We start from the raw sequence: 11,562 nt of genomic DNA, 5'->3' as shown, positions 1-11,562 counted from the left end.
CTCCCGATGGACCGATATCCATCTACGAGGTGCATCTCGGGTCGTGGCGGAAGGTACCGGAGGAAGAGAACCGGTCCCTGAGTTACCGGGAGGCAGCGACCGAACTTGTGGACTACCTGCTTGAAACCGGGTTCACGCACGTCGAGTTCCTCCCTGTCATGGAGCACCCGTTCTACGCCTCCTGGGGCTACCAGACGCTCGGTTACTTCGCCCCCACGAGCAGGTACGGCACGCCGGAGGACTTCATGCACCTCGTCGACTCTCTCCACCAGCGCGGGATCGGGGTGATCCTCGACTGGGTGCCGTCCCACTTCCCCGCCGACGGCTACGGGCTCTCCTACTTCGACGGCACCCACCTCTACGAACACGCCCTCCCGGGCCAGCGCTACCACCCCGAGTGGAAGAGTTATATCTTCAACCTCGGGAGAAACGAGGTCCGGTCGTTCCTCACCAGCAGCGCCGCCTTCTGGCTTGACCGCTACCACGCGGACGGCCTGCGGGTGGACGCGGTCTCCTCGATGCTCTACCTCGATTACGCCCGGAGCGCCGGGGAGTGGATACCGAACGTCTACGGCGGGAGGGAGAACCTCGAATCGATAGGGTTCCTCCGGAAGGTGAACGACACGGTCCACGCGAACTTCCCGGGCGTCCTCGTCATCGCCGAGGAGGCGACCTCCTGGCCGGGGGTGACCGCCCCGACCGCGACCGGGGGGCTCGGGTTCGACCTGAAGTGGAACATGGGCTGGATGCACGACACGCTGGACTACTTCGTGCTCGACTCGGTCTTCCGGAAGTACCGGCCCGACCTCCTCACGTTCAGCATATGGTACGCGTTCCGGGAGCGCTACATCCTCCCGCTCTCGCACGATGAGGTCGTCCACGAGAAGGGTTCGATCGCAGGAAAGATGCCCGGCGACGAGTGGCGGAAACGGGCGAACCTCCGGCTCCTCTATGGGTATATGTTCACGCACCCGGGCAAGAAACTCCTCTTCATGGGCGATGAGTTCGGGCAGTGGTCGGAGTGGAGCCACGATGCCGGGCTCACGTGGCACCTCCTGCAGTATCCTCCTCACCAGGGGACCCTCCAGTGGGTCACCGACTTAAATCATCTCTACCGCCGGGAGCCCGCCCTCCACGAGCGGGACGCCGACCCGAGGGGATTCGAGTGGGTCGACTTCTCGGACGTGGAGAAGAGCATCGTCACCTACCTCCGGCGGGGGCTCTCGGCCGACGACGTCGTCCTCGTCGCCTGCAACGCCACCCCGGTCCCGCGCTACGGCTACCGGGTCGGCGTCCCGTTCGGGGGATTCTGGGAGGAGGTGCTCAACAGCGACGCGATCGAGTATGGGGGGAGCGGTGTCGGGAACCTCGGGGGGGTGGAGGCGGAGCAGGTCCCGGCGCACGGCCGGCCGTGGTCCCTTCCGCTCACCCTGCCCCCGCTCGGTGCGGTCATCTTCACCCCGGAGGGGGCGTGACGATGGACCGCGCCGTCTGCATCCACGGCCACTTCTACCAGCCGCCGCGGGAGAACCCCTGGATCGGCGAGGTCGAGGTCCAGCGGTCGGCCGCTCCCTACCACGACTGGAACGAGCGGGTGACGGCGGAGTGTTATGAACCGAACACTGCCGCACGCCTCCTCGACCCGGACGGCCTGATCGCGGAGGTCATGAACACCTACTCACGGATCAGTTTCACGGCCGCCCCGACGCTGCTTGCCTGGCTTGAGCAGCACCGCCCGTCGGTCTACACCGCGATCGTCGAGGCCGACCGGGAGAGCCGGAAATGCTACGCCGGTCATGGGTCCGCGATCGCCTGTTGCTACAACCACATCATCATGCCGCTCGCGACCCGGGAGGAGAAACGGGTCCAGGTCGTCTGGGGGGTCCGCGACTTTAGAGCCAGGTTCGGCCGCGAGCCCGAAGGGATCTGGCTGCCGGAGACGGCGGTCGATCTCGAGTCCCTGGACCTGGCGGCAGAGGCCGGGATCCGGTTCACGATCCTCGCACCGCACCAGGCCGCAAAGGTGCGGAGGATCGGGACGGAGGCCTGGACGGATGTCTCCGGCGGCCGGGTCGAGACGCGGATGCCCTACCTCTGCCGCCTCCCCTCCGGGCGGAGTATCGCGGTCTTCTTCTACGACGGCGGTATCGCCCACGACATCGCGTTCGGCGACCTGCTCAATGACGGGCGACGGTTTGCCGGGCGGCTGCTCGATGCGTTCTCGTCCGGGAGGGACCGGCCGGAACTCGTGCATATCGCGACCGACGCCGAGACCTACGGCCACCACAAAAAGTTCGGGGATATGGCGCTCGCCTGCTGTCTCCGCACCATCGAGAGGAGCCGGGACACAAGCCTCACGGTCTACGGCGAGTACCTCGCCGCCCACCCGCCTACGCACGAGGTCATCGTCCGGGAGAGGACGTCCTGGAGCTGCGTACACGGCGTCGAGCGGTGGCAGCAGGCGTGTGGGTGCCACAGCGGGACGCACCCGGGGTGGTCGCAGGCATGGCGCGAGCCGCTCCGGGAGGCGGTCGTCAGGGTCCGGGACGCCATCGCCCCCCGGGCGGCGGAGGTGCTCGCGACCCTCGTCCGCGACCCCGCGGCGGCCCGGGAGGATGCCGTCGGCCTCGTCCTTGCCCGGTGGTCCGACGAAGCCGTGACGGCGTTCTTCTCGCGCCACGCCCTCCGCGACCTCTCTCCCGGTGAGCGGCGGCGGGCCCTGGGGCTCCTCGAGATGGAGCGGCAGGTGATGCTGATGCAGACGAGCTGCGGCTGGTTCTTCGACGATATCACGGAGCCGGGGAGCGTCCAGGTGATGCGGCACGCGGGCCGTGCAATGGACCTCGCCCGGCAGACCCTCGGCCTCGACCTTGAGGCAGCGTTCATCGATACCCTCCGCCGGGCCCGGACAAACGACCCGGAGTACGCGACCGGCGCGAATGTTTACGAGGCCGGGGTCCGGCCGCGGGCGTTCGACCCCGCCCGGATCGGGTCAGGGGCCGCCCTCTACGCGCTCTTCGATCTCGAACCCCCCGCGGTCGCGTCGGGGATGTACGCCGTCGACGGGGACTGGCGCTACCGGTCGGATGCCGGCGGCCGGCGCCGCATCCTCGGGACCGTCCGGGTCCGGTCCCGGGCGACGGGGGAGGAAGCGCTCTTTGATGCGGTTGCGCTCTTTTCCGGGATGGATCAGGTCGCCGTCGGCGTGCGCGAGCCCGGCGGCGAGGAGGCGCTCCGGGCGGTCTGGGAGGGGGTGATGGGCGCCGACCCGGCCGGGGCGGTATCCGCCTCCTTTGCCCGGGTCTACACCGCGCCCGACCTCTCCAACGAGGAACGATGGGCAATCGCCCGCCGGATTGCTCCCGGGATCGGGCGTGCCATCTGCGCAGTCTACCGGGACGCAAGCCCGCTGCTCTCGGTGCTTGAGGACCTCGGGATCCCCGAGACGGGAGGCACCGCCCTTCTCCGGGAGCACGCCTCCAGTGAGCGGCTGCGCTCGCTGATCGAAACGGGCTGCCCCGATCCGGACGGTTTTCAAGCACTCGTGAGGGGTCTCGGGGCGCCTGACCTCGTATCTCTCGGGGAGGCGGCGAGCCGGCGGATCGAGGCCTCCGCGAGGGCGGCGGCGGCCCGGCCCGGGGACCCGGTGCCGCTTGAGGAGATCGTCCGTATGGTCGGGTGCGCGAAGGGAGCAGGGCTCCCGCTCACCCTCTGGGAGGGCCAGAACCTATGTATCGAGATGCGCAACAACTATGCCTTAATGCAGGAACGGGCCGGGCGGGGCGAAGGGGATGCACAACGGTGGACGGAAGCCTTCAGGAGGGCGGCGACATGCCTCGGTGTGAGGGTGGCATGAGGAGGGACCGGGCATGAACCGGCGGGGCAGCGGGGTCCTCCTCCACATAACGTCCCTGCCGTCGACCTACGGGATCGGCGACCTCGGTCCGGCGTCGCACCGGTTCGTAGACCTCCTCGCCGGTGCCGGGCAACGCTACTGGCAGATCCTTCCCCTCAACCCGACGTGCCCGGCGTTCGGCAACTCGCCCTACCAGGGCGTCTCGGCGTTTGCCGGGAACACCTGGCTCATCAGCCCCGAGCAGATGGTCGCAGACGGCCTCCTCGGGCCGGAGGATATCCGGGACCCACCCGATTTCCCCGCAGGGCGGGTCGACTACCCCGCGGTCCTTGCCTACAAGAACAGCCTCTTCGACCGGGCGTTTGCGCGGTTCAAAGAACTCGGGGAGGACTTCCGCTACAAAGAATTCGTCGCCGACAATGCCTCGTGGCTCGACGACTACGCCATCTTCGTCGCCCTCAAGGACCGGTTTCCCGGGAAGGTCTGGGGCGACTGGCCGCCCGATATCAGGGACCGGCACGAAGACGCTCTCCGGGGCTACGGCACGGAGCTCGCGGACCCGATCCTCCGGGAGAAGTTCCTCCAGTACGTCTTCGATCGGCAGTGGCAGGCGTTCAAGAACCATTGCCGCGAGCGCTCCATCCAGGTCATCGGGGATATACCGATCTACCTCACCTACGATAGCGTCGACCTCTGGGCGAACCCCGGGCTCTTCAAACTGGACGAACAGAAGAAACCGGCCGCAGTCTCGGGCGTCCCCCCGGATATGTTCAGCGCGACCGGGCAGCTCTGGGGAAACCCGGTCTACAACTGGGATGCGCACCGCGAGAGGGGATTTTCGTGGTGGAAGAGCCGGATCGACCGCACCCTCGCTCTCGTCGACCGGCTGCGCCTCGATCACTTCCGGGGGTTCGTGCAGTTCTGGGAGGTCCCCGCCGGGGAGGCGACCGCGGAGAACGGGCGCTGGGTCGATGCGCCCGGCCGGGACCTCTTCACCCTGTTTATGCGGAGCAGGCCGTGCCTCCCCATCATCGCCGAGGACCTTGGCTACATCACTTCCGACGTCCATGAGATGATGGCCCACTTCGGGTTCCCGGGGATGAAGATCCTGGTATTCGGCTTCTCCGGCGACGTCGCGGGGAACCCTCACGCTCCCCACAACATCACAAGGGACTGCGTCGCCTACACGGGGACGCACGACAACAACACGGTTCGCGGGTGGTTCGAGCATGAGGTCTCCGGCGACCAGAAGGACCTCATATTCCGTTACATCGGGGGGCCGGTCGGCACCGACCAGATACACCGGATCCTCATACGGTTCGCGATGCTCTCCCCTGCGGACACCGTGATCGTCCCGATGCAGGACATCCTCGGCCTCGGGGAGGAGGCGCGGATGAACCGGCCGGGCACGCCGGAAGGGAACTGGGAGTGGCGGCTCCGGCCGGAGCAGATGGGGGAGGAAGGCCTCCGGGAGTTTGCCGGGGTCACGAGGATATACGGGAGGGGGTGAGAGAGCGGCCCCTGCATCGGGGGAGATCCCGCCCTCTCCGCTTCCGGGACGAAAATGCCACGTGCCGGAAGGTTTTCCGGTTCCCGTCCCCTTCAAAAAGCTTCATGGTTGCTGTTTTTCCATTTTTTTCAATGGTTTGCAAAAATCCGTAAACATATATAATAATAAACACGGAAAGTACATCATTCAATTGGGGACAGAATTCATGGGGGATTCACTACACGATCAGTTTGCACACGTCCCGGAACGGATCTCCGGGCTCGTAGACCTCGCATACAACCTCTGGTGGAGCTGGAACCCGGAGGCCCGGATACTCTTCAAGCAGGTGAACCAGCAGGCATGGAAAGCAAGCGTCCATAATCCGGTCCGGATGCTCCGCGAGATACCGGCCGAGTTCCTGAACCGGGCGGCAGAGAATCCCGCCTATCTCCACCGCTACGACATCGTCATGCGCCGGTTCAACAGATACATGACCGCCAACGGGACCTGGTTCTCACAGGAGTTCCCCGACCACCCGGCACTGCCGATCGCCTACTTCTCGGCCGAATACGGGCTCCACCACTCACTTCCCTTCTACGCGGGGGGGCTCGGATTCCTCGCCGGCGATCACTTAAAAGAGGCAAGCGACCTCGGTCTCCCGATGGTTGCCGTCGGGTTCATGTATGCCGAAGGTTACCTCCACCAGCACATCAATCCCGACGGCTGGCAGGAGAGCATCACCGAACCGGTCGACCGCACCGCGGCGCCGATCACCCGGGTGCGTGACGCGGCCGGTGAAGACCTGGTGGTCCGGGTCCCGCACATCGACCCGCCCATCTACGTCTCCGTCTGGAAGGTCCAGGTCGGGAAAGTGCCGCTCTATCTCCTGGATACGGATATCCCCTGTAACGACTCCTATAATCGGGGCATATCCTCCCGGCTCTACACGGGAGACCTGGAGCAGCGCCTCCGCCAGGAGATCGTCCTCGGCATCGGCGGGAGAAAGGTGCTCCACGCACTTGGCATCGAGTACGCGGCGGTGCACTTGAACGAAGGCCACCCGGCGTTTGCGCTGCTCGAGCGTATCCGGGAGCGGGTCGAGCGGGGGATGGACTTTGACACGGCGCTCCGCGCGGTGCAGGCGACATCGATCTTCACCACACATACGCCCGTCCCGGCAGGCCACGACGTATTCCCCGTCGACCTCATCGACCGTTACTTCAGGACTTACTACCCGGCGCTCGGCATTGACCGGACCCGGTTCCTGCAACTCGGCGTCCACCCCGAAAACCCCGGTGCAGGCTTCAACATGACCGCGTTCGCCCTGCGTGCGTCGGCGCACCACAACGGGGTCTCGCGCGCGAACGGGACCGTCACCCGACAAATGTGGAACTGCCTCTGGCCGGGGCTGCCGGAGACGACGGTGCCGATCGACCACGTCACGAACGGCGTCCATCTCCCGACCTGGTTGAACCACCGGGTCAAGGACCTCTACGACCGGTACATCGGGCCGACCTCGCCCGACTGGCTCTCGGAGCACGACGACCCGATGGTCTGGGAACTCATCGATGAGATTCCGGATGACGAACTCTGGAAGATCCATACCCACCTGAAGGGGAAACTTATCAACCGGATTCGGGAGCGGCAGCGGATCAAGTGGGCGGCACACAGCGGAGGGGCGTCGAATCCTGCGGCCGAAGGGGCGTTCCTCAACCCCTCCGTCCTGACGATCGGATTTGCCCGGCGGTTCTCGACCTACAAGCGGGCGCACCTCGTCTTCGAGGACCTGGACCGCTTGAAGCGCATCCTGAACAACCCCTGGTGCCCCGTCCAGATCGTCTTCGCCGGCAAGGCCCACCCGAACGATAACGAGGGGAAGCGGGTGCTCCAGAAGATCTACCGTTACGCGCAGCAGCCCGAGTTCGGGGGACGTATCGCGTTCGTCGAGGACTACGGCGAGCAGGTGGCGCAGTACCTGGTACACGGCGTCGATGTCTGGCTGAACAACCCGCTGCCCCCGATGGAGGCGAGCGGAACGAGCGGCATGAAAGCGTCGTTAAACGGCGTCCTCAACCTCTCCATCCTTGACGGCTGGTGGATAGAGGGCTACAACGGCAGGAACGGGTGGGCGTTCGGGGACGAGGCGGCCCCCTGCAAGGAGCAGAATGCCGTCGATGCCACGGCAATCTATGATATCCTGGAAACGGAGGTCGTCCCACTCTACTACAACCGCTCCATCGACGATATCCCCCACGGCTGGGTGAAGATGATGAAGGAGTCGATCAAGAGCAACGCCCCCCGGTTCTCGTCCCGCAGGATGGTGAAAGAGTACGTCATCCGGTATTACCCGGCGCTCCTGAAGAGTGCCGGCGCGGAGTGTGCCCGGACTCCAACGGCGGCAAAACCCTGGCCGCCGACCTGGAAACCGCGGGTCCAGGGAAGGGCCGGAGAAGGGAGCAAGTGAACTTCTTCTCTTCACCAACCGCACCCAGAAAAAAAGGTCCTATCTGGTCGGATTGATAGGGCCGTATCCCACTGGTGCCTGTGCAGGTATGCAGCCTACATGACTTCGCCGAGGGCCTTGCTCACGTCTGTCGCGGATCTGAACTCCCTGTCCCGGATCCTCTGCAGGATATCAAGCACGTCACCGGGCGCACCGTTCTTCTGCGCCAGGCTGATGACCTCGCGTATGCCCGCAGGGTAATCCATGCCACGGAGGTATCTCTGCACCTCAGCCGCGCTGACAGCTGTGGATCTGCTGACTGATCTCCCCTCAAAGCCTTCGCGTGACGATCTCTGCCCTGATTCGATCTCAGACCCGGCCATCGCCTTGCTGACATCTATCGGCGAGTGGTAGGTCTGTTCGGGCAGGCCGGCAAGGGTCTCCATGATATCATTGTCCGCGTTGTTCGCCCTTGCCTGATCCAGCAGGTCCTGCCTGTTTGCCGGGTAATCCACCCCGGCCAGGTACTTCTCAACCATCGCCGGGTTCACCTTGAACCTTGCCTCTGCCACTCATGTCACCTCCAGTGACGGCGGGTGAATAGCAAAGATATTATAAAAAACCTACTATAAATGTTGCCGCCCATGCCGGCGCTGCAGGCCCGCCTTACAGCATACGGATAACTCCGGATGACAGAACAACGGTTCTATTTCGGGAGCGATGCCGCAGGGGACAGTGGAATGGCACCGGAGGGCGGCAGCAGGCGGATCCGGGGCGCGGAGAAGCGTAACCCCTGCTCCGCACCGGGGGTTGGAGGTTCACTACATGACTCTCGTGATCGCATTCATCGGAGAATCGGGCGCAGTAATGGCAGGGGATATGCGGGAGATTGCGTTTATGGGGGATGATTCCTGCATCGAAAAACTGGAGTGCGAACTCTACGACGGCTCGCTCGCCTCCGATAACGACCTCGCAAAGCGGGCTGCTGAGATCGGCGTGACAATCCGTATCCGGGACGATAAGGCCAAGGTCTCGCAGCAGGACGGAGTGCTCGTCGGCGAGGTGACCGAGACCGAGGGAGCGAGCGCCCGCTGCAGGAGGCTGTATGCTACGAGAGGGAGTTACACGATCGCGGAGATCGTCGATTCCCGGCTACAGGTAACGCAGAGGGGCAGGGCAAGCAACTTTGTGGTGCTGGGAAACGATACCGCACAGCGGATAGCCGACCAGTGCATCCGGGAGGCGTGGGACGGCGGAACACTTCAGGATGCCATACGGCTCATCATGCTCACCATGCAGATAACGGCAAGCTTAACGGCATCGGTGAGCAGAACGTTTGTCCTGGTGCATACCGATCTCTCGGCCGACCTCGCTCATGCTATCGATCGGGACTCCCGGGGACAATCTGTCGTCAGGAATGAATGAAGTCAGGATTGTGCCGAACCGGGTAAAACGTACGTCCGCTCCCGGGATCTACCCGAGTGCGGGAGCCTTCCGGAGAACGGTCGAGAGACTGTCTCCTTAGATACGTAGAGATGTTTACTGGCTGAGGTAGTTGTGCCTCTTGAGCCAGTCGACCTGGGGTCTGATGTAGCGGTAGACGATATCGCACTTCTCGTCCTGGAAACTCCAGGGGACGACAATCAAGAGGTCGCCTTCGCGTATCCAGAGCCGCTTCTTGATCTTGCCCTTGATCCGCCCGGTGCGTGTGACGCCGTCCTCGCAACGGACGCGTATGTGGTTTGCCCCGAGCATCAGGTCGGCCCGGGCGAATATCTCCCGGTTTCGCTTCTTCGGCAGCCGTACTCGTACAATCTCTTCAGTTTCGTTATTATGTGATCCTCGTGAATTCGTCAGTTAATCAACTCCATGACAGGCGGCGACGCAAGACCCCTCCCGTATATTATCCTAGAGGTGTATATCAATGACCCCAGCCAGCATTAAAGTATCTATCCCGGGAACACCTGCACAACCGGGAGCCGGCGGGGAGAGTCGGCCGTATGTAGGGTGCTCTGGGTGGGGTTTGAATACCGACACCCGGGACCCGCGCGGATGCTTGTTCCCGGGGACTACGGGTATTACTCTGCCGAAGCGGGTTCAGGTGCCGGATGCAACGACCTCCCGGAGAGACATCGCGAAGAAAGAACCGGTCTGGAACGGGATTCGGGGCGTGAAACGTGGTTAAAGAAGGTGTAACCCAACCCCCGGGTGGGCGCCCGCATCGAGGGTGGTGTCCCGGACTGCTGCCCGGGTTTTCCGCCGAAGAATAATTAAGGTTTGAACGTACATGTGTGACGAGGATCTTTGAATGGAAAGCAGCAAGCTGTACGTCGGTAACCTCACCTACTCGGTAAATGAAGAGCAGTTGAAAGACCTGTTTAGCCAGTACGGGACGGTAAGTGACGTCAGAGTCATCGAACGCAAAGGGTTCGGGTTTGTCGAGATGTCCAGTCCCGAAGAGGCTGAGGCAGCAAAGGAAGCCCTGAACGACACTGTATTTGAAGGCCGTACCTTAAAGATAGACGAGGCCCGGCCCCCGAGACCGAGAAGTGACTTCAACCGGTATTAAGGTACTTTCTGGAAGAACAGTACTCTAAATATCTCCCTTTTTTAACGATTCGGGGTTCAAGGGAACCTCATCTCTGATTGACCGACACGCATGGCTACGCCGTGTGTCTCAACTGATCGTTCCGGTGCGGCCGCCTATCCCGGAAGGGATGACAACGTTCAGGAACGGCCAATCACCTCTTGTTCCCTCGATAAGAAAGGAGAGATTGACACTCTCCCCGGCTAAAGCCGGGAGATTCTTGTTTCGTCGACCGGGACTTGCACCGCTGGAATTGGCGGTGTAGCGGTCCCGATCTCCACAAGCGTCGATTCGGGTGTGCCCCACCCTACGGATGCTCGTTTCAGGATATTTTGTGCGGCGTTCAGGTCCCGGGGGACTGTGTAGCCGCAGACCGGACAGGCATGGGTCCGCTGCCAGAGATCCTTCTTCTCCCGATGCCCGCAGACGAAACAGTCCTGCGTCGTATAAGCCGGCTCGATCAGATGCACATACTTACCAGCATTCGCAGCTTTGTAGCGTATGAACTCTCTTGCTTTGTACCACGCGAGTCGAAGCCTCCGGCTTCTCCCGCTCCGGCCCTCCGGCCCATCACGGCATCGAGAATAGATTTGGATCTGCCGCGGAGTTTTGCCTCCAGCGATTCGACCATCGGTTTGATGGTCAGGTGTTCCAGAGCGATGCAGTCGTAGTTATCGACATAATACCGGCTCCACTTGTGCAGGAAGTCGGTTCTCCGGTTCTCGACCTGTTCGTGGATCCGGGCAACCCGGACCCGCTGCTTCCGGCGGTTCCGGCTCCCCTCCACGGTCTGAGATAACCTCCTCTGGGCCCGGCGGAGCCTCTTTGCGGCCATCCTGACATTGTGCGGGTGCGGGAAGACCTTGCCGTCAGTGTCGGTGGAGAAGTTCTCCAGGTTCAGGTCGATCCCGACCGCCCGGGTGCCGGTCGTCAGCTCGGGGGTGTCGGGGGTCTCGGAGATGATCGCCACGAACCATTTGTGGGCCGGGGTGTGCTTGATCACGATCTGCTTGATCCGTCCCGGTACCGGTCGGCTGAGTTCGATCCGCATCTCACCGATCTTGCTCAGCCGGAGCCGGTTGCCCGTGAGCTTGAATCCGGTTTGCTCGTAGATCATCGAGTGGACCCACTTCTTTCGGAGTTTGCCGACTTTCCTCCCCTTTTCCTTCAGTTTTCTGAGAGCACGG

The 11,562-nt window shown here is 63.2% G+C and carries 10 protein-coding genes; 6 read left to right on the top strand and 4 right to left on the bottom strand.

The genetic code is table 11. The annotated features are described in order from the left end of the window. The 4 genes from glgB to glgP form a co-directional block, all read left to right on the top strand. The coding region (gene glgB, locus PLN84_RS11160; RefSeq protein ID WP_348532077.1) for a 1,4-alpha-glucan branching protein GlgB at nucleotides 1-1,475 on the top strand (1,475 nt) is incomplete at its 5' end. Between the two features lie 2 nt (nucleotides 1,476-1,477). Then, entirely contained in the window at nucleotides 1,478-3,856 is a 2,379-nt protein-coding gene (locus PLN84_RS11155) for a DUF3536 domain-containing protein (protein ID WP_292382913.1), read from the top strand. Between the two features lie 13 nt (nucleotides 3,857-3,869). Next, nucleotides 3,870-5,366 (top strand): 4-alpha-glucanotransferase, encoded by a 1,497-nt coding sequence (malQ, locus tag PLN84_RS11150; RefSeq protein ID WP_348532076.1) that lies wholly within the window; start codon nucleotides 3,870-3,872, stop codon nucleotides 5,364-5,366. A 205-nt stretch (nucleotides 5,367-5,571) separates the two neighbouring features. Continuing rightward, nucleotides 5,572-7,809 (top strand): alpha-glucan family phosphorylase, encoded by a 2,238-nt coding sequence (gene glgP / locus PLN84_RS11145; protein ID WP_300182476.1) that lies wholly within the window; start codon nucleotides 5,572-5,574, stop codon nucleotides 7,807-7,809. A 95-nt stretch (nucleotides 7,810-7,904) separates the two neighbouring features. Here the strand turns inward: glgP and PLN84_RS11140 are convergent, their stop codons facing one another. Beyond that, entirely contained in the window at nucleotides 7,905-8,360 is a 456-nt protein-coding gene (locus PLN84_RS11140) for a DUF2795 domain-containing protein (protein WP_292382783.1), read from the bottom strand. Between the two features lie 253 nt (nucleotides 8,361-8,613). On the opposite strand from PLN84_RS11140, the gene PLN84_RS11135 reads away from it, so the two are divergent. Beyond that, nucleotides 8,614-9,213 (top strand): DUF2121 domain-containing protein, encoded by a 600-nt coding sequence (locus tag PLN84_RS11135; RefSeq protein ID WP_292382781.1) that lies wholly within the window; start codon nucleotides 8,614-8,616, stop codon nucleotides 9,211-9,213. A gap of 114 nt (nucleotides 9,214-9,327) precedes the next feature. Here the strand turns inward: PLN84_RS11135 and eif1A are convergent, their stop codons facing one another. After that, entirely contained in the window at nucleotides 9,328-9,645 is a 318-nt protein-coding gene (gene eif1A / locus PLN84_RS11130; protein WP_292382911.1) for a translation initiation factor eIF-1A, read from the bottom strand. 451 nt (nucleotides 9,646-10,096) lie between these two features. Here eif1A and PLN84_RS11125 point away from each other — a divergent pair, with 451 nt between their 5' ends. Then, complete coding sequence (locus PLN84_RS11125; protein ID WP_292382779.1) at nucleotides 10,097-10,357, top strand: RNA-binding protein; 261 nt, start codon at nucleotides 10,097-10,099, stop codon at nucleotides 10,355-10,357. A 221-nt stretch (nucleotides 10,358-10,578) separates the two neighbouring features. On the opposite strand, the gene PLN84_RS11120 is transcribed toward PLN84_RS11125, so the two are convergent. Beyond that, nucleotides 10,579-10,845, bottom strand: a complete 267-nt coding sequence (locus PLN84_RS11120) for a zinc ribbon domain-containing protein (RefSeq protein WP_348532075.1) — start codon at nucleotides 10,843-10,845, stop codon at nucleotides 10,579-10,581. Then, nucleotides 10,836-11,562 (bottom strand): transposase (locus PLN84_RS11115; RefSeq protein WP_348532074.1); only part of this gene is annotated, 727 nt, incomplete at its 5' end. The genes PLN84_RS11115 and PLN84_RS11120, both read right to left, overlap by 10 nt.

It is taken from the genome of Methanoculleus sp., from assembly GCF_035363275.1.
Taxonomy (GTDB): Archaea; Halobacteriota; Methanomicrobia; order Methanomicrobiales; family Methanoculleaceae; genus Methanoculleus.
This window is presented reverse-complemented; position numbering and strand designations above follow the sequence as displayed.